Origin of the sequence: Sphingobium lactosutens DS20 (assembly GCF_000445105.1) — a bacterium.
GTDB lineage: Bacteria > Pseudomonadota > Alphaproteobacteria > Sphingomonadales > Sphingomonadaceae > Sphingobium > Sphingobium lactosutens.
Window position 1 is genome coordinate 37853 of record NZ_ATDP01000088.1, and the last position, 24713, is coordinate 62565.

Sequence of the window (24713 nt, forward strand, 5' to 3'; positions counted from 1 at the left end):
GGTTTTCGTGCCATTGCACCCCCAAGCCAAGCCGTCGTCCGATGCGGTAAACTCGGTGGCGGGGGAAGGCTATGGCGCTCCTTCGCCGGCTGTTCATCGAGGCAGTCACCATCCCTGCATGCCTCTCATCGCGTAAATCCCGCGCCGGTCCGTTCAACCCGCCGTCCGGGAAAATTTCCCCTGCCGCGAAAAGTGCTCCGCTGACGCTGCGCCCCTTCGGGTGACGGCGAAGCCGTCAACTTTTCCCGGCATTCCTCGCGCCCGCTTCGCTCCAAATTTTCCCTCCCGGCGGGTCCTCCACTTCGTTCCGGCCCTCCGCTCACGCTGCGGGTGAACAGGCCCGCCTATGCGGTCTTTCCGCTGGAGCCATCGCAGGGATGGTCCCTGCGACGAACAGCGAAAGGATCATCACCATGGCCATCACCCTCGGCACGTTCACCAAGCAGAACGACGGCAGCTTCACCGGGACCCTCAAGACCCTCAACGTCACCGCCAACCTCGTCGTCGTCCCCGTGGACAAGATGTCCGAAAACGCCCCCGACTATCGCGTCTATGCCGGCAACGGCCAGCGCTACGAGGTCGGCGCCGGCTGGAGCCAGGTCGCCAAGTCGAGCGGCGAGACCTACCTGAACCTCAAGATCGCCGCGCCGGAATTCGGCCCCAACTGGGTGCGCGCCCGCCTCGTCAAGCTGGAGACGCCGATGGAGGACGGCACCTCGCACCTCGCCCTGTGGGAGCCGCGCGAGCGCTGATCTCGCCCACTCCCGAAGCCCCGCCGGAGCGCATCCGGCGGGGCCTGTCTTCATGCATTCCGCCGCGCCCGACCGCCGCAATCCAAGCGGTGTCGACGCTGGTCGCGCCGACGGGCTTTCCGTCTCGATCTTCCCATTCTGCCATCCGGCACAACGAGCCTGTAAAGGATCGCGGGCACCCTCCAAAATGCTCCGTTCCGCTGGCGCTCCACTCCGCATTTTGGCTCCTCCCGCGCCCGCTTCGCGGCGGCTTCGCCGTCCTTGACAGGCTCTATCCGGATGACCGGGGACCCCGTTCTCGACGGGAGAACGGCTCAATCAAGGAGGTTCCCATGTCCATCCAGATCAATTTCGCCCACGACATCCGCGTTGAATATCGCGGCCATTTCTACGCCGAGGACGAGCTGCGCGAGAGCATCTGGCTCGTCAATATGGAGCTGCGCAACGGCCTGCCGAGGCGCGAGCGCATCGAGGCCAAGCGGCAGATCGCGGAGATGGAATCGTGCCTTGAGGCGCTGCTGAACACCGCGGAGGCGGGGCATTGAGCCCCGCTTTTCGCGGCGTTTTCGATCCGGACGCCGGTCTCTCGTCCATTCATCGCGAGGGAGGATCGCTTTTGCCACCCCCCGTTTTTCGATCCTGAGCAAGCACGGTCCCCGCCGACATCCTTCGCCCATTCGCGTCGAACTTCGCCGAAAGGAGCCAAGGATGACCGATCACACATCAAGGGCGGCCGAGGCCCGCAAAGGCTCGCCGTTCCTCTCCACGCGGGAGGCCGCATTCTATCTCGGCCTCTCCTTCCGCACCCTTGAAAAGATGCGCCTGACGGGGAACGGCCCGCGCTTCCGCAAGCATGGCCGCTTTGTCCGCTATCACATCGCCGACCTCGATGCCTGGTCGGAAGGACGACGGCATTCCTCCACATCTGACGAGGGAGAACGCGGATGAAAAGGCCCGCTGTTCTTCCTCTCGTCGCCACGCTTGCGGGCATCGCGCTCGTCGGCTTCTCCGCCATCGCGCACCCCCAGCCGCGCCTTGTCTGGAACGCCTCCGCCAGCGCGCCGATCGGTCTCTATCGCGTCGTTTCCGGCGCGCCGGAACGCGGCGATTTCGTCCTGGTCCGCATCCCGAAATCCATCGAAAAGCTGGCCTCCATCCGCGGCTATCTGCCCGCCGGCGTGCCGCTCATCAAGCGCATTGCCGCCGTCGCCGGGGATGATGTTTGCGCCTTCGACGGGGCCATCATCGTCAATGGCGAAATCGTTGCCCGCCAGCGCAAGGTGGATCGGGCAGGACGTTCCCTGCCGCGCTGGAATGGATGCCGGGAACTTGTCCCGGGCGAATTCTTCCTCCTGACGAAGGCCCCGGACTCCTTCGACAGCCGCTATTTCGGGCCGGTGACGAGCGCCCGCGTGATCGGGAGGCTCGCCGCGCTATGGATCGACTGAGCCCCCTTATCTTCGCGGCGGCTGTCATCGTCACGCACGCCGAGGCCGCCGCTGTCGACCAGTTTCAGGCGCACATTGTCGAAGCGTCGCAGCGTTTTGGCATCCCCGCCAGATGGATCGAGGCGGTCATCATGGCCGAGAGCAACGGCGATGTGCGCGCCGTCTCACCCAAGGGCGCCATGGGCCTGATGCAGCTCATGCCGGAGACCTGGGCCAAGTTGCGCGATCAGCATGATCTCGGCGCCGATCCCTTCGATCCGCGCGCCAACATTCTCGCCGGGACCGCCTATCTCAAGGCCATGCATGACCGCTTCGGTCATCCGGCGCTCTTCGCGGCCTATAATGCCGGGCCGGGCCGCTACGAGACATATCTCCGTGACAGAAAGCCGCTTCCCGCCGAGACCCGTGCTTATGTCGCACGCATCGAAAAGACGCTCGCGGACGCGGGCGGATTCGCTCGGCACGAAGCGATTTCTCCGCCGACCGGCACGCCGAATCCCGATCAAATCGCCTCCGGCCAGCGGCTTTTTTTCTCGCTCTCGCCGACGAAAAACGAGGCCGCAAGTGACGAAAATTCCGTCCCGAATGGCGAGCTTTTCGTGCCGCTTTCGACGCGAAAATCGGATGAAAAATGAGGCGAGAAATGCGGCGCCAGAGTCCGCTTCCCCATGCGCTTCTCGTTCCTTTCTTCGCCCGGCGGCGCGGCTTCGCCGCTGCCGGGCTTTCTCGCCATCAGTCGATGTGATCGCAGATGATCGTGGATGGTCGCAGACAGGCTGATGGGAGCCGCGTAAGGGCAAGATGAAGCTCCGGCACCATCCGCGGTGTCGCGGATCGTAAGCCTTTGTCTGCACATCGGTTTTTCCGTAGGCGGATGGTGCTACGCACCCCCGCCGTGGTGCCATGGGCGCCGCAACGCCCCGGTTTTCTTAGGCGTGATTGGCACCAATTTCCAAAGGCTCGTTTCGTCGCCATTCTATTGGGGTCTATGAGGAGCAGACCGTGTTCGACGACGACGATTTCAAACCCAAGCTCGGCAAGATCCGCTCGCGCGGCTCGAAGGGCGGACGCAAATTCCTGCATCAGGTTTTGGCCGCCTCGAACCTCGCGCGAGGCGGGACAGGCGACACACGCAAGTCCCGCTTCACCGGCAGCCGCATCGGGCGCGGCGCGGGCGTCGGACATGTGCTGGCGAGCCGAGACCGCTATGCCGCTTTTCGCCAGCGCCGCGTCATCATCAAATCCCGCATCATCAAGCTGGCCGGCAAGGGGATGGACGGGGCGCGGGCGCATCTGCGCTATATCCAGCGGGACGGCGTGACCCGCGAGGGGGAGCCGGGCGAGCTTTACGGCGCCGAGCAGGACCGGGCGGACGGAAAGGCCTTCCTTGAGCGTTCGGAGGGCGACCGCCACCAGTTCCGCTTCATCGTCTCTGCCGAGGACGGTGCGGAATACGACGACCTGAAGCCGCTCACCCGCCGCCTGATGGCCCGCATGGAGGAAGATCTCGGGACCAAGCTCGATTGGGTGGCCGTCGATCACTACAACACCGGCCATCCGCACACGCATATCCTGGTGCGCGGCCGCGACGAGCGCGGCAAGGACCTCATCATCGCCCGCGACTACATCACCACCGGCATGCGCGAGCGCGCCGCCGAGATCGTCAGCCTGGATTTCGGACCGCGCTCGGATTTCGAGATCGAGGATCGGCTGCGCCGCGAGGTCGAGCAGGAGCGCCTGACCAGCATCGACCGCCGCCTCGTCCGCGACATGGACGATACTGGTCTCGTCGGCGCGACCGATCGCGACGCCTTCCAGCAGAGCCTGCGCGTGGGCCGGTTGCAGAAGCTGAGGCGGCTGGGATTGGCCGAAGAGCTCCGCCCCGGCCAATGGCGGCTCGAAGAGGGGCTGGAGGACACATTACGCCGCATGGGCGAGCGCGGCGACATCATCAAGACCATGCACCGCGAAATCGCCGGGCAAAACATCGCTCGCAGCCCCGGCGATTACGCGATCCTCGACCCAGGAGACCCGACCGCGAACCCCGTCATCGGGCGCGTGGTGGCACGCGGGCTGTCCGACGAACTCAAAGACCGCCATTATCTGATCGTCGACGGGGTGGATGGGCGGACCCATTACGTCGATATCGGCAGGGGCGAGGCGACCGAGCCGACCCCGGACGGCAATATCGTGCGTGTGACGCCGAAGAACATCGAGCCTCGGCGAGTGGACCGAACTGTCGCTGCGGTCGCCGCCGCCAACGACGGGCGCTACACCATCGACCTGCACCTCAAGCACGATCCCCGCGCCACCGAGGAATATGCCGAGACCCATGTGCGGCGGCTCGAGGCCATCCGCCGCGTCACCGGTGGCGTTGTCCGCGAGCCCAATGGCACCTGGCTCATCACGCCCGACCATCTCGACCGGGTGATGGAATACGAGCGGAGCCTGGCTCGCGCAGCGCCGGTCATCGTGGAGAAGCTGTCCCATCTCACGCTCGACCAGCAGGTGGGCACCGACGGCGCCACCTGGCTCGACCGCGAGCTCGTCTCGGATCATGCCGAGCCCAGCCGCGACTCCGGGTTCGGCCGGGAGGTGCGTGAGGCCCAGGCGCGCCGTCGGCAATGGTTGATCGCCGAGGGCCTCGCTCACGAGGAACGGGATCGCATCGTCTATCGCGCCAACATGTTGGCGATCCTACGTCGGCGCGAGCTTGCCCGTGTTGCCGGTCAGCTCTCCGACCAGCTCGGCCTCGCCTATGTAGAGACGCGCTCCGGTGAGCCGGTGGAAGGCACGCTCCGCCGTTCCGTCCAACTCGCCAGCGGCAAATACGCCCTCGTCGAGAACAGCCGCGAATTCACCCTCGTCCCCTGGCGCCCCGTCCTCGAACGCCACATCGGCAAGCAGGTCTCCGGCATCATGCGCGGCGACGGCATCTCCTGGACCATCGGGCGGCAGAGGGGATGGCCGAGCATCTCGTGAGAATACCGCTGCCGGTCATCGGCTGACCTCCTTGGCGAAGTCATGATTGCTTCAGAAGAGGAAAGTTCAACCATGGAAACTAGTTATGATACAATTTGTTGGGGTGGTTGGATTCAAACCGCTCTTTCGAAGATTCTTTGGTATTGGAGGGGGTTATCGCCGCATATCGTTTCGTCCACGCGGCGGACATTCATCTCGATTCGCCGCTGCGCTCTCTTGCCCTGCGCGATCCTGAGTTGGCGTCGCTGATTGGCAACGCCACGCGGAAGGCATTTGTGCGCATCGTCGATTTGTGCCTGGACGAGCAGGTTGACGCTCTTCTTCTTGCCGGCGATCTCTATGACGGCGAGCAGACGTCCATGAAGACGGCTCGCTTCCTGGCCGAGCAGCTTCGGCGGCTTTCAGATGCTGGCATCCAGACGTTTATCATACGGGGCAATCATGACGCCCTTTCCCGCATTACCAAGGAGTTGGTCTTACCCGAGTCCGTAAAGGTATTTGGCGGACGAGCCGAAGCTGTGCCCGTGAAGCGGGATGCTGGTGCCTTCCCCGTTGTCGTCCACGGCTTGAGCTTTACCCACCCGCAGGCGCCCGAGAGCCTGCTCAGCAAATACAAGCCGCCGGTACCCGACGCTTTGAACATCGGGCTGATGCACACCAGCCTGGCCGGCGCGCCGGGACATGACGTCTACGCGCCATGCAGCCTTGCCGATCTGCATGGAACCGAGTTCCGATATTGGGCGCTCGGCCATGTCCATAAACGCATGGTCTCGGAAGGTCCGTGCACCGTGGTCATGCCGGGAATTCCCCAAGGGCGGGACATCAATGAGGCAGGTGCCAAATCCGCAACACTGGTGACTATTCACGACGACCGCACGATTCATCTTGAACAACGCTTTACCAGCCTTGCGCAGTTCGAGCGGATCAGCATCGACGCAACCGGAATTGAAGATTGGGGGAAACTTGCAGTGGCCATCGGCCGCACCCTGGAGAAGGTCCGGCGAGATATCCCGTCCGAGCATCTGGTGGCGCGTCTGCATTTCACCGGCGAGACGCCTCTGGCTTGGCGCATTCGGCGGGACATCGATCTCCTCACGACGGAAGCGCAGGACAGGGCTTCCGTGATTGGCGGCTGTTGGGTGGAAAAGCTTGAGACGTCCTGTCAGGCACCCGGCGCAGCCGCGGCCGGATCATCCGATCCACTTATGGAGCTGCGGCGCTTGATCCAGGACGATGTGGTGGGGTCGGATGCATTCCGGGCCGAGCTGACCGCTGCGGCAGACGAGTTGCGGAGGAAATTGCCGGCCGAGTGTCGCGGGATTTTCGGTTCCAACGAGGCAGCCTTTCAAAACAGTCTAGCGCTTCTGGCGCGGGAGGGCATGGAAGATGTACTTGCTCGTCTTCACGCAGGTGAGAAGGGCGAGCAACTCTGATGCGCCTGCGACGTCTCGATTTGACCCGCTATGGCAAGTTCACCGACCACAGGGTCGATTTCGGCGAAGGCACGCCCGGGACGCCGGATCTTCATGTCATCTACGGCCCCAATGAAGCCGGCAAGTCCACCCTGTTCGCCGCCTGGCTGGACCTCCTTTACGGGATCGGGATGCAGAGTCCGTTTAATTTTATGCATCCCTATTCGACGATGCGGATCGGCGGCGCACTGGAATTCGCCGGCGGTGTACGCGAATTCGTGCGCGTCAAACGGGCGCAGAACAGCCTTCTTGATGCGCATGAGCAGCCTGTTGCCGATAGCGCGATCCTGGCAGAGCTTGGTGGCATCGATCGCGAAGCCTACCGCACCATGTTCTCGCTCGACGACGATACGCTGGAGGAAGGCGGCGAAAGCATTCTGAAGGCCAAGGGGGAGTTGGGTCAGCTTCTTTTCTCCGGCGCCAGCGGGCTTGCCGATCTCAGCCGCAAGATCGGTGATCTGAGGTCGGAAGCCGACGGATTCTACAGGCTTCACGCGCGCAGTGGGCAGTTGCACGATTTGCAAAAGGAGTTGACCCGGCTGAAGGAGGAAAGGGAGCAGATCGATACGCAGGCTTCGAAACACGCCGAGCTCTCGGAAATTGCCAGGCGCGCCAAGGCTCGTTATGACGAAACCGCCACCAGGCGCGGCCAGATCCAGGCGCGTAAGGACGAAATTCAGCGCCTCTTGAATGCGCGCCCGCGCCTAGCGAAGCTGCGCACGATCCGGGGGCAGCTTGCACCGCTCGAAGAACTGCCCAGTGCGCCGCCAGGATGGGCGCAAGAGGTGCCCGCTCTGCGCGACGAAGAGGTCAGGCTTGAAACGCAGATCCAGTTGAATGGGGAAGAGGTCGAGCGGCTGACATTAGCCGTCGATGCCATCGTCGTTGATGATGCGGGCTTGCGTATGGCGGAAAGGTTGGACGAGACCGCTTCCTTGCGTGCCCGGTATGTAACTGCCGAGAAGGATCTCCCGGATCGTCGCCAGAAGCTAAGGGATCTCGACCACGACATCTCCATTCACCTGCGGCAGCTTGAGCGTGAAGGCGAGCCAAATCCGGAGCGCCTCATTCCGCCGGCATCGACGGTCGAACGCCTGCGCGAACTGATCGAATCCCATTCAGGCGTTGAGACGGCGCGGAACAAGGCGGCTGAAGAACTGTCCGAAGCGCGGCTCCGTCTGAAGGAGACCGCAGACAAACTGGCCGACGCCGTTGGAATTACACCGGCGAGTGCTGAGCGGGAAACGCTTCTTGCGCGCCTCAGGGAGGCGCTGGCCGCTTTCCGCACGAGTGATCATGCCGCCCGGCAGCGGCTGGCGGAGCGCGCTTGTCAGGATGCACGGGCGGCGCTCGATGATGCTCTGGCCACCCTGGCACCCTGGCGTGGCGACGTCGAGCAACTCGTCGCCATGGCCGTCCCTTCGATGGAGACCCTTCAGGAGTGGAAGACGGCGCAGCAGGCCGTCCAGAAGAGGGTCGACCAACATGCCAGCGAAATCGAGCGGCTCAGGACAGACTGTGCGCGTCTGTCGACACAGCAGGACGCGGTGAGCAGCGTGACCGGGCTGGTGACCGATCAGGACGCGGCGACAATTCGAGCGGAACGCGACCGCGCATGGGCTGACCATCGAAGCCGTCTCGATGCGGATTCCGCAGATCGGTTCGAAGAGTTGCTGCGCCACGATGACGACATTGCCGCCCGGCGCTTCGGACACATGGCGGAACTGGCTCAGCTTCATGAAGCGGCCAGGACGCTCAAGGTCGCCCGGTCTGACCTTGTTCGCGCCGAGGAACTTCACGCTGCGGCGCGTGCCGAATCCGACGATCTGGCGCGCGAGGCCGCAGTAGCGATTGGCGACATCTCGCCCCTGCTGTCGTCCGATTGGCCATTGTCTCAACTTGAGGCGTGGTTATCCCGCCGGCAGAAGACACTGGAGGCGCGTGGCCACCTGCGAGAAGCAGAGCGAGATTTGCAGCAGGCGCAGAACGACGCCCGTGTGGTGAAGGAACGTCTCGAAGCGGCGCTCCGCGCGGTGAAACTGCCTGTTCCGTCGGATACTGAGATCGAGAACCTCGCAGCCACGGCCGAAAATGCGCTTGAAGCTGAAGCTGAGCTTAAGCGCTCCCGTCAGATGCTGGAAGAGCGGCAGCGCGAGGTCAGCGTTCGTGAGCGCGCCCTTGAACGGGCCGAAACGGCTATCCGGCAATGGGATACCGACTGGAAACAGGCTTGCCGTTCCTGTTGGCTCGGGGAGAACGGCGGCGCGCCCTCAATTGCAGACGTGCGGGGCGCTCTCAAGGTAATCGCCGACTTGGCGTTCGCCGTGAAGGAAAGAGCGATCCTCGCTGATCGCATCGACAAGATGGAGAAGGATCAGGCTGCCTTTCAAGATGCGGTGATCGCATTGGCGGCGGAATTGGGCATTGCCTCCGCGGACGCTTCCGCGGTCATGAACCTGGTTCGGGAAATTGAGGGGCGAGCGCGAAAGGCAGAGGCCGAGCGCGAGCGGAAAGCCGAGGAGACGAAGCGACTCGATGCGGCACGCGCCGCATCGCGAACACTGGCCGCTGACAAATTGGCCCTTGAGCGGCGTAAGCAAGAAATGACCTCGTTTTTCGGGGTGGGGACGTTCACGGATGTTGCCGCAAGACTCGATCAGATCACGGAACGGCACAGGCTACGCCAACAAGCTACCGAGGTGGAGCAAGAGATCCTTGATGCGCTGCGCTTTACCGATCTCGCTGACGCCGAAGCTGCCCTTGATTCGGCAGACCAGCCCGCGCTTGAAGCAGAGATTACCGAAGTCGCAGCGCAGGCCGAACTCCTGGAGCAGGAGTGGCGCGACTCCTATGCCGCGTACAGAGAAGCAGAGAAACAGATCGAGGCGATCGGCGGCGACGCCAAGGTCGCGGAAATCGAGGAACAGGGGCGCACGGTCCTGTTGGAGATAGAGGAAGGCGCTCGGCGCTACATGCAACTGCGCGCAGGCATTGCCGCCACGGAGCAGGCGTTACGCCTGTACCGAGAGCAGCATCGCAGCTCCATGATGGCGCGCGCTTCCGAGGCGCTTCTCACCATCAGCCGCGGCGCCTATGTGAGCCTGACGACTCAGCCGGACAAAGAGAGCGAAATTCTGGTCGCCGTCGCCGCGGACAAGAGTTCTAAGCTGGTGACCGAGATGTCGAGGGGAACCCGCTATCAGCTTTACCTTGCCTTGCGCGTCGCCGGCTATTCCGAGTTCGCCAAAGCCAGAAGCCCGGTTCCCTTCATCGCCGACGACATCATGGAGACCTTTGACGACTTCCGCGCGGAGGAAACCTTCCGCCTGTTCGCGGAAATGGCGGAGACGGGACAAGTCATCTACCTCACCCATCATCGCCACCTCTGCGAGATCGCTCGTCAGGTTTGCCCGGCGGTGACGGTTCACTCCCTGCCAGAAGATGTACTTCGCGAGCGCCAGCTTAAGGCACGTGTTGATGGCGCGGAATTGAGTGGTGGGCAACACGGGGAATTCATAGAGATGGATATTAACTGAACCTGTTAATGTCGGGGTGTGCAAATGGAAACATCGCCAACACAAGATGATGCGAAAGAGTGCGGTGCGAAGACCGCCACCGTATCGGAGAATATCTTGAAGCAGTTTTTTGATGAACTAGCAAAGGACGAGTCGCTGAGCGAGATCGCGCCTGTCCTCCGAAAAACTGTTCTGGACGACGGCGTGTTCAGCGAACCTGCGATACGCGCGGCTCTGTTCCCTGAGGCATCATGATTCGCATCGAGAGGATCCATATTCATGAGTTCCGCGGTATCCGGGAACTGAAGCTCGACCTTAAGAGCCAGAACTTCGCCGCTTGCGGGCCGAACGGGACGGGTAAGAGCGGCATCGTCGATGCAATCGAATTCGCCCTGACAGGCAACATTTCACGGCTTTCCGGCAGCGGCACAGGCGGCCTGTCAGTCAAGTCTCACGGCCCTCACGTTGATAGCCGCGACAAACCAGAGGCGGCGTTCGTTACGCTGGACGTCATCATCCCGGCGCTCGGCGGCAAGAAGGCGACCATTCATCGCACAGTGAAGGCGGCGGGAAGCCCGAAGATCACACCGGCAGACGCCGATGTCGCCGCCGCCTTTGACAGCGTGAACTTGCATCCTGAATTCGTTCTCTCCCGACGGGAACTGATCCGCTACGTCCTCTCCGAACCTGGCCAGCGTGCGAAGGAAGTTCAAGCGCTGCTTCGTCTCGACGACATCGAGAGGCTGCGCGTTGTACTGCAGAAAATAGCAAATGCCTGCAGCAGGGAATTGCCTGGCTTCGAGCGTGCCGAAGCCGATGCGAAGACGAGTCTGCTGACTGCACTGGGCGCACCGCAGTTGACTAAAAAGGCCATTCTCGATGCGGTGAACCCACGGCGTGAGATGCTCGGGCTTGCTCCTCTGGCCGACCTCGAGGCTACGACGTCTCTGAAAGACGGATTGGCGACGACCGCTGCGATTGGCGCCCCAGGGCGTGTTCCCAAAGTTCAGGCCAATGCCGATCTATCGACATTGAAGGAAGCGTTGGAGAAGATCGGATCGGAGGCATTTCAAAGGGTTTGCAAGGAAGCAGAGGCGTCTGCGGCCGAGCTTGAGAAAGACGCTGACAGCTTGAACGGCTTATCACGGGAAGCGCTGCTCAAATCGGCCGTCGAACTTTATGACGGAACTACCTGCCCGGTCTGTGATACTCCCTTCGAACCAGGTGTTTTCGAGGAGCATCTGGCAGCCAAGCTCAGCCATCTCGATGCCGTCACCAAGAAGCGGGCTGCCTTGGAAGCGGAGATTAAGCCGATCCTCGACACGTTACACGCGGCAGGAACAGCCTTGGCGACCATGATTGGCTATGCGTCGCAGTTGTCACCGCAGGTCGATGCGACTGCACTTAGGGCCTTTAAGGCTGTCCTTCTCGGTCGCTACCAACAGCTTCAGAAGCTCCTCCCACTAGACGATACGCGCGCCGTGCTGACAAAGGCGCATGTCGTCCCCGAATTGGTGCCGACACTGGATGCACTCGCAGCCGCTATCAATGCTATCCCGGAGCCAACGAAGCAGGATGCCGCGCGTGAGTTTCTCGTCCTTGCCCAAGAGCGGCTTGAACAGTACAGAGCGGCAAAGCTTAAGGTCGCGGCGGCCAAGATGCGGTCGGAACGTGCTACGAAGGTTTTCACTACCTTTGGCCGGGTAACTACGGCAGGCCTGGAGAAGATCTACAAGGACGTCGAGGCCGCTTTTTCAAGTTACTACCGTAAGATCAACGAGGATGACGAAAGCGCCTTTACCGCCAAGTTGATGCCGTCGATCGGGAAGCTCGGCTTTGATGTCGACTTTTACGGCCGTGGACACTTTCCCCCGGGTGCCTATCACAGCGAGGGGCATCAGGACGGGATGGGACTCTGCCTCTATCTGGCACTCATGAGTCACCTGCTTGGAAAGAGCTTTACGTTCGCCGTACTGGACGACGTGTTGATGTCGGTGGATGCTGGCCACCGGCGTCAAGTCTGCACGCTCCTCAAAGAGAGCTTTCCGGACACGCAGTTCATTTTCACGACGCATGACGAGATCTGGCTGCGGCATATGAAATCCGAGGGCTTGATCAAAGGGCGAAACTTTGCCCACTTCCGCACGTGGACGGTTGATCTTGGCCCCACCGAATGGGACGACCGCGATGTGTGGAGTGAAATCGAGGACTATCTCGCCAAAAGCGATGTGAGGGGCGCGGCCGCGCTTCTGCGTCACTATCTGGAGCATTTCGCGAAGGAGGCTTGTGACCGCCTGAGAGCGCGCGTGGAATTCCGAGGCGACGCGCAATTCATGCTTGGCGACCTCCTGCCAAACGCGACCAATGCCCTTGGCGAGTTGCTGAAAAAGGCCAAGGTGGCTGCGAACTCTTGGAATCAGAATGACGTTATCGAGAAGGTCGGATCCCTTGAGGCCACCTTCGGGGAGGCAAAGGTCAAGACCAACCACGAGCAATGGCAGGTCAACACCGCCGTTCACTTCAATGCCTGGGCCGACCTCAAGAAGGAAGACTTTGCGCCCGTCGTGGCCGCCTTCAAGGCCTTCACTGCCTCATTCGGTTGCGCGACGTGCGGAGAGATGTACTTTGTGACACCTGATCGCGGCCAGAAAGAGGCCCTTCGCTGTGGATGCGGCGGGCTGAACCTCAATCTTCTACAGAAAGGATCATAGCGGCGCGTTGGGATCACGCCGATACTTTGGCGTTCTGAGTGCATTCCAGCGTACATAAGGGCCATAAGCGTTTCCGCCATTTCTTATGATGCTCGTTCCGTTTGCCTCGATCAACGGAACGACGCCCATGACACCCACCAAGCTCCTGATCGGCCAGATCGCCGTTGTCTTCGCCATCGTCATTCTGGGCGTGTGGGCGGCGACGCAGTGGTGCGCGGACATGCTGGGCTATCAGACGCAGCTCGGCGCCCCCTGGTTCGTTCTGTTCGGCAGGCCGGTCTATGAGCCGTGGAAGCTGTTCGAATGGTGGTATTTCTACGAGGCCTACGCGCCGGAGGTTTTCGACAAGGCCGGTATGCTGGCGGCGGGCAGCGGTTTCATGGGGTGTGCCGCCGCGATCGCCGGCTCCCTCTGGCGGGCGCGGCAGAGCCGGCTCGTCACCACCTACGGCTCGTCGCGCTGGGCCTTGCCGCGCGAGATCGAACGGGCCGGGCTGTTCCGACCGGCAGGGGTCTTCCTCGGGCGGCTCAAGGACCGGTATCTGCGCCATGACGGACCGGAGCATGTCATGGCCTTCGCGCCGACGCGCTCGGGCAAGGGCGTCGGCCTCGTCGTGCCGACGCTGCTCACCTGGACCGGCTCGGCCGTCATCCACGACATCAAGGGCGAAAACTGGCAGCTCACTGCTGGTTGGCGCGCGAAGTTCTCGCACTGCCTCTTGTTCAACCCGACCGACCCACGCTCTGCCCGCTACAATCCGCTGCTGGAGGTACGCAAGGGGCCGGACGAGGTGCGCGACGTCCAGAACATCGCCGACATTCTGGTCGATCCGGAGGGTGCGCTCGAACGCCGGAACCATTGGGAAAAGACCAGTCACGCCTTGCTGGTCGGCGCCATCCTGCACGTACTGTACGCCGAGGAGGAGAAGACGCTGGCGCGTGTCGCCACCTTCCTGTCCGATCCGCGCCGGTCCTTCGCCGCGACGCTGCGGCGAATGATGGCGACCAACCATCTCGGCACGCCGGAGAATCCGAAGGTCCATCCGGTGGTAGCGTCTGCCGCGCGGGAGGTGCTGAACAAGTCGGAGAACGAGCGCTCGGGCGTGCTCTCCACCGCCATGTCCTTCCTCGGCCTCTATCGCGACCCGACCGTCGCGGCGACGACCTCGGCCTGCGACTGGCGCATTGCCGATCTCATGGATGCCGAACATCCGGTCTCGCTTTATCTGGTGATTCCGCCGTCCGACATCTCCCGCACCAAGCCGTTAGTCCGACTGGTCCTGAACCAGATCGGACGGCGATTGACCGAGCGGCTGGAGGGCGATCCGAAGAAGACCCGCAGGCATCAACTCATAATGATGCTCGACGAGTTCCCAGCGCTGGGACGGCTTGACTTCTTCGAGACGGCGCTGGCCTTCATGGCCGGCTATGGCATCCGCGCCTACCTCATTGCGCAGTCGCTCAATCAGATTTCCAAGGCGTATGGCGAGAACAACGCCATTCTCGACAACTGCCATGTCCGCATTGCTTTTTCGTCAAATGATGAACGGACGGCGAAGCGCATCTCCGACGCGCTGGGAACGGCGACCGAACTGCGCGCTCAGCGCAACTATGCCGGCCACCGGCTGGCGCCGTGGTTGTCGCATGTCATGGTCAGCCGCCAGGAGACGGCGCGTCCGCTCTTGACGCCCGGCGAGGTGATGCAATTGCCGCCCGCGGACGAACTGGTGCTGGTCTCCGGCTTGCCGCCGATCCGGGCGAAGAAGCTCCGCTATTACGAAGATCGGAACTTTACGCAGCGTGTTCTGGCGGCCCCACATCTTTCCGAAGGCGGCTACGAGGACAAACCCGCACCGCGCCCCGACGACTGGAGCGGCCAGGTGCGCGATACCGACGACCGCCTGATGCCATCCGACGAGGACGGCACCAAGCGCGGTTCCCTTGGCGAGGAAGGCGGGCTTCAGCAGCAGCGCCATCCGGGCTTGGTGGAGGAACAGATCGCGAAACCCATCGAGCCGGGGCAGCCGGATCTTCCGGGGCTTGACGCGGACGAGTCGGATGTCGTCGCCGACAAGCGCGCCCTGGATCGGCTGTCGAAGCCGGCGCGCGTCTATGGCGTCAATGAAGCGATGGGACCGGACCGCGACATTCTGGACGGCTTTTGAGAACGAGCGACGCGCCCGTCGCTTCCGGGCGCAGGGAGCCTCGCCTCGGGCAACGCGGTCTCTCTCGTCGTGAACACGGAACGCCCAGCTATATCAGCGGTTAAGATCGCATCACGGCCGAGGCTGGACCTTTGGCGGCGAGCGCGGGCTGTCTGCGGTTGATCCCAAAGCCGATGATGCAGGTCCTTGCAACTAGATGCCGCCTCACGCCCACTCCTGATGCCGACTGCTGATGGTTAGCTATCGTCCTGCAAGCTCCGGCTTAGGCTCCACTTCCATCGTCATCGGAGGCACTGTTGCCGGGCAACGGAGAGCATGAACGAAATTTTCATTTGATTTGTTACGGCTGTTACATTATTCATGTACCTATGTCTGAGATTGCTTGGCTGCTGCTTACCTACAAAGTGCCGCCGGAACCCGCGGCGCGGCGGATCGCGATCTGGCGGCGGCTGAAGGGCATGGGGGCGGTCTACCTGCAGAACGGTGTCTGCCTGCTGCCTAAGACGGACGACCACGTGCGGCGCCTGAAGATGCTGGAGAACGATGTGGCCGAGGCCAAAGGGGAGTGTGTGATCTTGGAGACGGTCGCCCTCGACCGAGGTCAGGAGGAAAAGGTCATCGCCCGCTTCAAGGCCGACCGCGACGACGCCTACGAGGAGTTCATCGACAAGTGCGACGACTTCGAACGCGAAGTCGCCAAGGAGGTGGAGGCCAATCACTTCACCTACGCGGAGCTGGAGGAGAACGACGTCGATCTGAAGAAGTTGCAGGGCTGGCTGGCCAAGATCCGCAAGCTAGACTTCTACGGTGCCTCCCGGGCCGCCGAGGCGGAAGAGCGGCTCAAGGGCTGCGAGGCCGTGCTAGACGCCTACGCCAAGCAGGTTTTTGAGGCCCTCGAAGAAAACGGCTGAGGGAGAGAAAGCGAAGCAGGACAAGCTTGTAGATGATGATGGGGATGGGGTCCCCCGATAACCGCCGATGAGGCTGATGACTCCTACCGGGCGTCCTGGGACGCAGGTAGGAGCTTACTGCCCACACTGCTTCCCGGTTGCCCGACTTGATCGGAACCCTAATCGGGAAGGAGTAGCGCATGTTCACCTGGTCCACTGCCGCGCCCGCCATCAGCGCGGCCTTCCTAGCCTCCCTCGTGGAGGTCGTTGAGGCCTTCACCATTGTGCTTGCCGTCGCCACGTTGCGCGGCTGGCGGCCGGCAGCGCTCGGCACCGTCGGCGCGCTCGCCGTGCTTGGCGCCATTGTCCTCACCCTCGGGCCCTTGCTCGACCGCGTGCCGCTGCATCTGCTGCAGCTGGTGGTCGGCATCCTGCTTCTGCTGTTCGGCATCGGCTGGCTGCGCAAGGCGGCGCTCAAGGCGGCCGGCGTCATCCCGCTGCACGATGAGGACGCGATCTTCGCCGCCGAGACGGCTCAACTCAGCGAGGAGGCTCGGCGCCGCAAGACCTCCCTCGATTGGATTGCCGGCATCACCGCCTTTAAGGCGGTTCTTCTCGAAGGTATGGAAGTGGTCTTCATCGTTATCGCGGTCGGCGCCGGTCGCGGCCTCCTCGGCCCGGCCAGTCTCGGAGCGCTGGCCGCTTGCGCGCTGGTCCTGCTGGTCGGCACCGTCGTTCACCGGCCGCTCTCGCGCGTTCCCGAGAACACGCTGAAGTTCGGCGTCGGGGTCATGCTCTCGGCCTTCGGCGTGTTCTGGACGGGCGAAGGCCTCGGCATTGAATGGCCCGGGCACGACCTTGCCCTCTTCGTCTTCGCCATCCTTTTCCTGAGCACCGGCCTGCTGGCGACGTCGATCGCTCGGCGCCCCTTCGCGGAGGCGGTGAAATGACCATTCTCAGAGATGTTCTCGCCGAGCTCATCGGTATGTTCGTCGGCGACGCCAGACTTTCAGCCGCCATTCTTGCGGTCGTCGCCGGCACTGCGCTTTTGATCGAGATTGGTCGTGTCGAACCCCTCATCGGTGGCGGTGTCCTGCTGGTCGGATGCCTTATCGTCCTGCTCGCAGCCGTGCGGCGAGCCGCCTTGCGTGCGACCGATCCGGGGTCGGGGAACCAGCGGGATTCCGCATAATGCTGGAGATCGTCTGGCTGGCCGCCTGGGTGGCGGCCGGAAGTGCGTTGGGCGGTCTCGCACGCTTCTTCGTGTCGGGCCTGGTGGCGCGCGCTTTCGGCGAGACCTTTCCGTGGGGCACCATGGTCGTCAACGTCAGCGGCGCTTTCGCCATCGGCGTGTTGGCGGCCTTGGCCCGGCGCCAGGGGTTGCTGACCCTTCCCGAGGCCTGGCCCATCGCGGTCACCGGGTTCCTCGGCAGTTACACCACGGTCTCGTCTTTCAGCCTTCAGACGCTTACTCTTGCACGCGAGGGAGAGTGGTTCCGGGCGGCTGGCAACATCATGCTGTCTCTCGCCCTTTGTCTCACCGCCGCGGCGCTGGGTATGGCGGCGGCCCTTGAATTGACCAGAGGAAGCGGCCCGTGACGGCGGCGCCGACAACGCACCCTCGTTGGCGGGCGCTGCGCGATGGCCTGCTGCTGTATCTGGCGGTGGCGCTGGGCACCGCGATCGGCGGTGTCGCCCGGGCGCTGGTCTCCCTGGCGGCGATCGAGCTTGCCGGTCCCGGCCTTCCCTGGGGAACACTGGCCGCAAACCTCGTGGGCTCGTTCATCATCGGCTTCTATGCGACTCTGTCGGCGCCGGATGGACGACTCTTTGTCGGCGCGCGGCAGCGCCATTTCGTGATGACCGGCATCTGCGGCGGTTTCACCACCTTCTCGGTGTTCAGCCTGGAGACCCTGCGTTTCGCCGTAGAGGGGCTCTATTGGATGGCTGCGGTCTATGTGGGCTTGTCGCTCGTCACCTGGCTTGCCGCAGCCTGGCTCGGCCACGCATTGGCGACGCGTATCAACAAACTAGGAGGAGCATGATCATGGAAATTCCCAAGGAGGCGGTTCTGCTTCGCGTTTTCATCGGCGAGGATGATCGCGACGGCAACCGCCCGTTGTACGAGGCGATTGTCCTGAAGGCGCGAGAGCTGCACCTGGCCGGCGCTACCGTGCTGCGCGGCGCCATGGGGTTCGGTCACTCGAGCCGGCTGCATACGGCGAAGATCTTGCGGCTATCAGAGGACCTGCCCCTGATCATCGAGATCGTCGACAGCGAAGAGAAGATCAACGCCTTTTTGCCGACCTTGGACGGCCTGATGACGAGCGGCCTGGTTACGCTGGAGAAGGTCAAGGTCTTGCAATACGGCCCGCCCGCTAAGAGCTGAACCGTGCCGGAGCTTGGCAAAAGCACAGGTGAGTAGCTTGCTCCGCCGGTGCCGCTCGAGCTCAACGATGCTCTCCAACCGGTATTGGATTGCTGGAAGGTGCTTGATCTCCTGACCACGTAATTGGGTCGCCGACTCCGCGGCATCCGAACGGCCGCTTCCCTGCTGTTACAGAAATCGATGGTCCATGATTGACGCTTGCCTTGAGCTTCTGATGTCACTGACACCCGGCGATCAATCGTAGCTGACCCAACACATCCAAGACGTTCGAGCCGCGTCTCCCGCGCATCGTCGCATTCCGTCGTACATAAAGGCCGTAAGAGATTCCGGCGCATCCGGCGATCCTTGTCCTGACTTTTTCAAGACCGTCAGGGCAAGACTGCATGAAGCCGCGCCACAACATCTACATCGACGAGGAAACGAGCGCCGAGCTCGAAGCGCTGGCGGCCAGGCCCGGCGTCTCCAAATCCGCGATCATCACCGACGCGATCCGCCATTACATCCGTCACCGCGGCGCCCATGCGCTCGATGAGGCGCTGAGGATCCGCCTCGACCGGCTGACGCGCGAGAACAATCTGATCCGGCGCGACATCGATGTCCTGACTGAGAGCCTCGCCTTCTTCGTGCGGCTCTACCTCACCTTCAACGCGCACACGCCGATCCCGGACAAGGCGACGCAGGCGGTCGCGCAGGAACGCTACCAGAAATTCGTCGAGCAGGTTGGCCGCCAAATCGCGGGCGGCAAGCGCTCGCTCGGCCCCAGGGACGGGGAGGAAATCCCATGAGCACGACCGCCGAAGAACGCCGCCGCGCCATGCTCAAGACAGCAATGGGACCGGCGATCAACGAGGCCCTCGGTGACCCCGCCGTCATCGAGGTGATGATCAACCCCGACGGCAGACTCTGGATTGATCGGCTTGGTGAGGGGCGAAGCGATGCCGGCCTGCGTGTTCACCCCTCCGAAACCGAGCGGATCATCCGCCTGGTCGCCTCCCATGTCCGCGCCGAGGTGCATGCCGACAATCCCATTGTCAGCGCCGAGCTGCCGTCGGGAGAGCGATTCGAGGGCGTGCTGCCGCCGGTCGCGTTGGCACCGTGTTTCGCCATCCGCAAGCCGGCCGCGAAGATATTCACCCTCGCCGACTACGTCCGTGCCCAGATCATGGTCCCGATCCAGGCCGAAGCCCTCAAGCACGCGGTGCGGGAGCGGAGGAACATACTGGTCGCGGGCGGAACCTCCTCGGGCAAGACCACGCTTGCCAATGCGCTGCTGGCCGAGATCGCCGACTGCGACGAGCGGGTCATCCTCATCGAGGATACGCGCGAGTTGCAATGCGCGGCGGTGGATTGCGTGGCGCTGCGCACGCGGCCGGGTGTCGTATCTCTGGCCGATCTCGTGCGCTCGACCCTGCGCCTGCGCCCCGACCGGATCATCGTTGGCGAGGTGCGGGGTGCCGAAGCGCTCGACATGCTCAAGGCGTGGAACACCGGTCATCCGGGCGGCATCGCCACCGTGCATGCCAATTCCGCCCACGCCGCCCTCTACCGGATCGAGCAGCTCATCCAAGAGAGCGTCAGCGTCATCCCGCGTCGCCTGATCGCCGAGGCGATCGATCTCGTCGTGTTTATCGCGGGCCGCGGCTCATCCCGCCGCATCGAGACCATCGCCGAAGTCACCGGCCTCGACGCCAACGGCGATTACGTCGTCAACGCCCTTTCCCTCCCGCAGCTCCAGCACTCTTGAAAGGACATCTCATGCGCAAGAAACTTCGATTTCTTTCGTCCGCCGCCCTCACGTTTCTGCTCACGGCCCCGGCCTATGCGGCGGGCTCCGGCATGCCGTGGGAAGAACCGCTCCAGCGCATCCTGGAGTCGGTCCAGGGGCCGGTGGCCAAGATCGTCGCGGTGATCATCATCATCATCACCGGCTTGACGCTCGCCTTCGGCGAGACTTCGGGCGGTTTTCGGCGGCTGATCCAGATCGTCTTCGGCCTGTCCATCGCCTTCGCGGCGTCGAGCTTCTTCCTCTCCTTCTTCTCCTTCGGCGGCGGGGCGCTCGTCTGATGGATGCTGCTCGCCACATCGAAGGCTTCGAAATCTCCGTCCATCGCGCGCTGACCGAGCCGATTCTGCTCGGCGGCGCGCCGCGCGCCGTCGCCATCCTCAACGGCACGCTGGCGGCTGCTATCGGCCTCGGGCTCCAGCAGTGGATTGCCGGGCTTGGCCTGTTCGTCGCCGGGCATACCCTGGCGGTGTTTGCGGCCAGGCGCGATCCGGACTTCTTGCCCGTGCTAGCCCGCCACCTGCGTCAACGGGGGTGGTGGCGATGCTGAACCTGGCCGAATATCGCAATCGGGCCGACCGGCTTGCCGATCTGCTGCCCTGGGCGGCGCTGATCGCGCCCGGCATCGTCCTCAACAAGGACGGCAGTTTCCAGCGCACCTTCCGCTTTCGCGGTCCCGATCTCGAAAGCGCGACGGAGGCGGAACTGGTCGGCCGTTGCGCACGGGCCAACAATGCCCTCAAGCGCCTCGGTTCTGGCTGGGCGCTGTTCTTCGAGGCGGAGCGGCTTGAGGCGCAGCACTATCCGCAGTCCAACTTCCCGGATGCCGCCTCATGGATCGTCGATGAGGAACGCCGCGCGGCCTTTGAGGAAGGGAGACAAGGCCGCCACTTCGAGAGCCGCTATCACCTCACTCTTCTATATATGCCGCCGCCGGACGCGCAGGCGCGCACCGAGAATGCGTTGCTAGATTCCGACCGGAAGGGAGAAGGGGAGGGCGGCGTCCGGAACTGGCGGCAGGAACTGGCCCGGTTCCGGGACGAGACCGAGCGGGTTCTGGACTTGCTTAGCGGTTTCCTGCCCGAGATCCGTGCGCTCGACGATGCCGAAATGCTGAGCTTTCTGCATGGGGTCATTTCGACGAAACGCCATCCCGTCGCCGTGCCCGAAACGCCTATGTATCTCGACGGCGTGCTGGTCGATACGCCCTTAACCGGCGGCCTGGAGCCGATGCTGGGCGACTGGCACTTGCGGACGCTGACGATCCTCGGCTTTCCGAACGCGACCCGCCCCGGAATCCTCGATGCGCTGAACCATCAGGACTTTGCCTATCGCTGGGTGACGCGCTTCTTGCCCCTCGACAAGACCGCAGCGACCAAGGTGCTCACGCGCCTGCGCCGGCAATGGTTCGCCAAGCGCAAGTCCATCACCGCCATTCTGCGCGAGGTGCTGACCAATGAGGCCGCACCCCTGGTCGACAGCGACGCCGACAACAAGGCGCTCGATGCCGATGCGGCGCTTCAGGCGCTTGGCGGCGATCATGTCGGTTTCGGCTATCTCAGCACCACCGTCACCGTCTGGGACGAGGACCGGGAGGCCGCGGACGAAAAGGTCCGCGCCGTCGAGCGCATCGTCAATGGACTCGGATTCACTTGCATTCGGGAAACGGTAAATGCCGTGGAAGCCTGGCTCGGCAGCCTGCCGGGTCATGTCTACGCCAATGTCCGTCAGCCGCTCGTCCACACGCTGAACCTCGCCCACCTCATGCCGCTCTCAGCGGTGTGGGCCGGACCGTCGCGCAACGCCCATCTCGACGGCCCGCCGCTTCTCCATGCGGAAACCTCCGGCTCGACGCCGTTCCGCCTGTCCACCCATGTCGGCGACGTCGGCCACATGCTGATCGTCGGACCGACCGGTGCGGGCAAATCGGTTCTCCTGTCGCTGATCACGCTGCAGTTCCGACGCTATGCCGATGCTCAGGTCTATATCTTCGACAAGGGCAATTCCGCGCGAGCGGCGACTCTGGCCATGGGCGGCGAACATCATGCGCTTGGCGCCGCCCCCGATGACATCACGAACGCGCTCGCCTTCCAGCCCCTTCGCGACATCGACGATCCCGCGACGCGAAGCTGGGCGGCGGAATGGGTCGGCGCCTTGCTGGCGCACGAGAAGGTCACCGTCACGCCCGAGGTGAAGGAGGCCGTCTGGTCGGCGCTGCGCAACCTCGCCACCGCGCCGGCCGAAGAGCGCACGCTCACCGGCCTGTCCGTCCTTGTTCAGGTGAATACCCTCAAGGCCGCGCTCCAGCCCTATACGCTCGACGGCCCCTTCGGCCGGCTGCTCGATGCCGCCGAGGATCGGCTGGCGCTGTCGGACGTGCAATGTTTCGAGACCGAGGAGCTGATGCATGAGGCCGGCGTCGTCCTGCCGGTGCTCACTTATCTGTTCCATCGGTTGGAGGACCGTTTCGACGGGCGGCCCACGCTGCTCATCCTCGACGAAGCCTGGGTCTATCTCGACAATCCGCTTTTCGCCGCCCGCATCCGCGAATGGCTGAAGGTCCTGCGCAAGAAGAACGTGTCGGTGATCTTCGCGACGCAGTCGCTGGCGGACGTGGCCGACAGCTCCATCGCGCCCGCTATCATCGAGTCCTGCCCGCAGCGCATTTTCCTTCCCAACGACCGGGCCATCGAGCCGCAGGCACGGGCGGCTTATGAGCGCTTCGGTCTCAACGATCGGCAGATCGAACTGATCGCGCAGGCAACGCCGAAACGGCACTACTACCTGCAATCGCGCCGCGGCAACCGGCTGTTCGAACTGGGCCTCGGTCCTGTGGCGCTGGCGCTCTGCGGCGCCTCCGACCCGGCCTCCCAGACCCTCATCGACACGATCCTGGCCGAGCACGGCCGGGAGGCCTTCGCCGCCGAGTTCCTGAGGGCGCGCGGCCTCGATTGGGCCTCCGACCTCATCAACCAGCTTGCCGGCACACGAAAGGAGCACACCCCATGAAACGCATGTCTCTCGCGGCGCTCGTCGCCGCATCTCTCGCTATCGGCTTGCCGCAGGCGGGCCATGCCGCCTGGCCGGTCTTCGATGCCACCAACTACGGTCAGAATGTCCTGCAGGCGGCGCGCGCGCTGGAGCAGATCAACAACCAGATCCAGCAGCTCCAGAACCAGGCGGTCATGTTGCAGAACATGGCAAGGAACCTTCAGCGGCTGGACTTCTCCTCGCTTGGACAACTCCAGGGGGCGCTGAACCGCATCGACGGGCTCATGATGCAGGCGGACGGCCTCAGCTTCGACCTCAGCCAACTCGAAGGTCAGTGGCGGCAGCAATACCCCGATAGCTACGATGCTTCTATCGGTGTGAACGACATGGCGACCGCCGCGCGCGAGCGCTGGCGGAATGCCATGAACGCCTTTCGCCAGACCATGCGGGTGCAGTCGCAGATCGTCGAGAATGTGCGCGCCGACGAAGGGCTGCTCACCGATCTCGTCAATCGGGGCCAGAGCGCCGTCGGCGCGCTGCAGGCGCAGCAGGCCGCGAACCAGCTCATTGCGCTCTCGGCCAAGCAGCAGATGCAGATCCAGACGCTGATGGCCGCCCACTACCGGGCCGAGGCCGAAGACGCCGCGCGCAAGGCGCAGGCAGAGGAAGCGGCGCGCGAGACCACGCGCAGGTTCCTCGGTTCCGGCTCCGCCTATTCCGGGAACTGACGGGCGGGGAGGCGGCGCGCGATGAATGATCTCGGTATCATCGACCGGTTCATGGAGACCTTCAGCCGCTATATCGACAGCGGCTTCGGGCTCCTGTCGGGTGACGTCGCCTTTCTCACCACCATCCTGATCGGCATCGACATCACGCTGGCAGGCCTGTTCTGGGCTCTGGGCGGCGAGGACAACATCATCGAGCGCCTCATCCGGAAGGTGCTCTATGTCGGCGTCTTCGCGCTGATCCTCAACAACTTCCAGGACCTCGCCGAGATCATCTACAGGTCTTTCTCCGGTCTCGGCATACAGGCCGCGCCCGGTACGCTCGCCGCCGACGACCTGCTCAAGCCCGGCAAGATCGCCGCCACCGGCTATGAGGCGGCGTATCCGCTCATCGATCAGGTCGGCAATCTCGTCGGCTTCCCGGAAATCTTCGGCAACGCGCTCACTGTCTTCGTCCTGCTGCTGGCCTGGTTCCTGGTCCTCATCGCCTTCTTCATTCTGGCGATCCAGCTCTTCATCACGGTGCTCGAGTTCAAACTGACGACGCTCGCGGGCTTCGTTCTGGTGCCCTTCGCGCTCTGGAACAAGACGTCGTTCCTAGCCGAACGGGTTCTCGGCAACGTGATTTCCTCCGGCATCAAGGTGATGGTGCTCGCCGTCATCGTCGGCATCGGCTCGACGCTATTCGCCTCCTTTGCGAGCGGTCTTCAGGGTCAGGAACCGGACCTTGCCGCCGCCATGTCGCAGGTGCTGGGCGCCCTTGCGCTGCTCGGTCTCGGCATCTTCGGCCCCGGCATCGCTTCGGGTCTTGTTTCCGGCGCGCCGCAGCTCGGCGCCGGTGCCGCCCTTGGTGCGACGGGCGCCGCGGTGGGCGCGACCATGCTCGCCGGC

The 24713-nt window shown here is 63.4% G+C and carries 24 protein-coding genes and 1 riboswitch; all 24 genes read left to right on the plus strand.

The features are described from left to right. The first annotated feature begins 413 nt into the window (after nucleotides 1–413). A complete protein-coding gene (locus tag RLDS_RS39865) occupies nucleotides 414–752 on the plus strand; it encodes a DUF736 domain-containing protein (RefSeq protein WP_031298097.1) in 339 nt (112 codons plus the stop codon). A 332-nt stretch (nucleotides 753–1084) separates the two neighbouring features. Beyond that, nucleotides 1085–1297, plus strand: coding sequence for a hypothetical protein (locus RLDS_RS39870; RefSeq protein ID WP_021225995.1), 213 nt, complete (start codon nucleotides 1085–1087; stop codon nucleotides 1295–1297). Between the two features lie 163 nt (nucleotides 1298–1460). After that, the gene (locus RLDS_RS39875; RefSeq protein ID WP_021225996.1) at nucleotides 1461–1700 is read left to right on the plus strand and encodes a helix-turn-helix transcriptional regulator; all 240 of its coding nucleotides are present in this window, start codon (nucleotides 1461–1463) and stop codon (nucleotides 1698–1700) included. Next, nucleotides 1697–2200 carry a conjugative transfer signal peptidase TraF gene (gene traF, locus RLDS_RS39880; protein WP_021225997.1) on the plus strand — a complete coding sequence of 168 codons (504 nt, stop codon included), beginning with the start codon at nucleotides 1697–1699 and terminating at the stop codon, nucleotides 2198–2200. The genes RLDS_RS39875 and traF overlap by 4 nt, the downstream gene beginning before the upstream one ends. Continuing rightward, nucleotides 2188–2835 (plus strand): lytic transglycosylase domain-containing protein, encoded by a 648-nt coding sequence (locus RLDS_RS39885; protein WP_021225998.1) that lies wholly within the window; start codon nucleotides 2188–2190, stop codon nucleotides 2833–2835. The genes traF and RLDS_RS39885 overlap by 13 nt, the downstream gene beginning before the upstream one ends. Before the next feature lie 367 nt (nucleotides 2836–3202). Continuing rightward, a complete protein-coding gene (gene rlxS / locus RLDS_RS39890; RefSeq protein ID WP_021226000.1) occupies nucleotides 3203–5182 on the plus strand; it encodes a relaxase/mobilization nuclease RlxS in 1980 nt (659 codons plus the stop codon). A gap of 98 nt (nucleotides 5183–5280) precedes the next feature. After that, on the plus strand, nucleotides 5281–6615 hold the full coding sequence (locus RLDS_RS39895) for a metallophosphoesterase family protein (RefSeq protein WP_201767475.1): 1335 nt from the start codon (nucleotides 5281–5283) through the stop codon (nucleotides 6613–6615). After that, a complete protein-coding gene (locus tag RLDS_RS39900; RefSeq protein ID WP_021226002.1) occupies nucleotides 6615–10190 on the plus strand; it encodes an AAA family ATPase in 3576 nt (1191 codons plus the stop codon). Before RLDS_RS39895 ends, RLDS_RS39900 begins: the two co-directional genes overlap by 1 nt. 24 nt (nucleotides 10191–10214) lie before the next feature. After that, entirely contained in the window at nucleotides 10215–10424 is a 210-nt protein-coding gene (locus tag RLDS_RS39905; RefSeq protein ID WP_021226003.1) for a hypothetical protein, read from the plus strand. Then, complete coding sequence (locus RLDS_RS39910) at nucleotides 10421–12880, plus strand: AAA family ATPase (RefSeq protein ID WP_021226004.1); 2460 nt, start codon at nucleotides 10421–10423, stop codon at nucleotides 12878–12880. The genes RLDS_RS39905 and RLDS_RS39910 overlap by 4 nt, the downstream gene beginning before the upstream one ends. Nucleotides 12881–13007: 127 nt before the next feature. After that, nucleotides 13008–15044 (plus strand): conjugal transfer protein TraG, encoded by a 2037-nt coding sequence (locus RLDS_RS39915; protein WP_031298103.1) that lies wholly within the window; start codon nucleotides 13008–13010, stop codon nucleotides 15042–15044. 368 nt (nucleotides 15045–15412) lie between these two features. Continuing rightward, complete coding sequence (locus RLDS_RS39920) at nucleotides 15413–15955, plus strand: Chromate resistance protein ChrB (RefSeq protein WP_021226006.1); 543 nt, start codon at nucleotides 15413–15415, stop codon at nucleotides 15953–15955. A gap of 31 nt (nucleotides 15956–15986) precedes the next feature. Beyond that, nucleotides 15987–16048, plus strand: a riboswitch (Fluoride riboswitch). An 86-nt stretch (nucleotides 16049–16134) separates the two neighbouring features. Continuing rightward, nucleotides 16135–16884 (plus strand): COG4280 domain-containing protein, encoded by a 750-nt coding sequence (locus RLDS_RS39925; RefSeq protein WP_021226007.1) that lies wholly within the window; start codon nucleotides 16135–16137, stop codon nucleotides 16882–16884. Beyond that, on the plus strand, nucleotides 16881–17126 hold the full coding sequence (locus RLDS_RS39930) for a hypothetical protein (RefSeq protein WP_021226008.1): 246 nt from the start codon (nucleotides 16881–16883) through the stop codon (nucleotides 17124–17126). The genes RLDS_RS39925 and RLDS_RS39930 overlap by 4 nt, the downstream gene beginning before the upstream one ends. Next, the gene (gene crcB / locus RLDS_RS39935; protein ID WP_021226009.1) at nucleotides 17126–17533 is read left to right on the plus strand and encodes a fluoride efflux transporter CrcB; all 408 of its coding nucleotides are present in this window, start codon (nucleotides 17126–17128) and stop codon (nucleotides 17531–17533) included. Before RLDS_RS39930 ends, crcB (RLDS_RS39935) begins: the two co-directional genes overlap by 1 nt. Then, entirely contained in the window at nucleotides 17530–17979 is a 450-nt protein-coding gene (gene crcB, locus RLDS_RS39940) for a fluoride efflux transporter CrcB (RefSeq protein WP_021226010.1), read from the plus strand. The genes crcB (RLDS_RS39935) and crcB (RLDS_RS39940) overlap by 4 nt, the downstream gene beginning before the upstream one ends. 2 nt (nucleotides 17980–17981) lie before the next feature. Then, the gene (locus tag RLDS_RS39945) at nucleotides 17982–18323 is read left to right on the plus strand and encodes a DUF190 domain-containing protein (protein WP_031298107.1); all 342 of its coding nucleotides are present in this window, start codon (nucleotides 17982–17984) and stop codon (nucleotides 18321–18323) included. A 383-nt stretch (nucleotides 18324–18706) separates the two neighbouring features. Then, nucleotides 18707–19108, plus strand: a complete 402-nt coding sequence (locus RLDS_RS39950) for a ribbon-helix-helix domain-containing protein (RefSeq protein WP_021226012.1) — start codon at nucleotides 18707–18709, stop codon at nucleotides 19106–19108. Beyond that, nucleotides 19105–20067, plus strand: coding sequence for a P-type conjugative transfer ATPase TrbB (gene trbB, locus RLDS_RS39955; protein WP_021226013.1), 963 nt, complete (start codon nucleotides 19105–19107; stop codon nucleotides 20065–20067). The genes RLDS_RS39950 and trbB overlap by 4 nt, the downstream gene beginning before the upstream one ends. Nucleotides 20068–20078: 11 nt before the next feature. After that, nucleotides 20079–20387, plus strand: coding sequence for a TrbC/VirB2 family protein (locus RLDS_RS39960; protein WP_021226014.1), 309 nt, complete (start codon nucleotides 20079–20081; stop codon nucleotides 20385–20387). Beyond that, nucleotides 20387–20656, plus strand: coding sequence for a VirB3 family type IV secretion system protein (locus tag RLDS_RS39965; protein WP_021226015.1), 270 nt, complete (start codon nucleotides 20387–20389; stop codon nucleotides 20654–20656). Before RLDS_RS39960 ends, RLDS_RS39965 begins: the two co-directional genes overlap by 1 nt. Beyond that, nucleotides 20650–23115, plus strand: a complete 2466-nt coding sequence (gene trbE, locus RLDS_RS39970; protein ID WP_021226016.1) for a conjugal transfer protein TrbE — start codon at nucleotides 20650–20652, stop codon at nucleotides 23113–23115. Before RLDS_RS39965 ends, trbE begins: the two co-directional genes overlap by 7 nt. Then, a complete protein-coding gene (trbJ, locus tag RLDS_RS39975) occupies nucleotides 23112–23825 on the plus strand; it encodes a P-type conjugative transfer protein TrbJ (RefSeq protein ID WP_021226017.1) in 714 nt (237 codons plus the stop codon). The genes trbE and trbJ overlap by 4 nt, the downstream gene beginning before the upstream one ends. A 21-nt stretch (nucleotides 23826–23846) precedes the next feature. Continuing rightward, nucleotides 23847–24713: P-type conjugative transfer protein TrbL (trbL, locus tag RLDS_RS39980; RefSeq protein WP_021226018.1), on the plus strand; the 867-nt coding region annotated here is incomplete at its 3' end.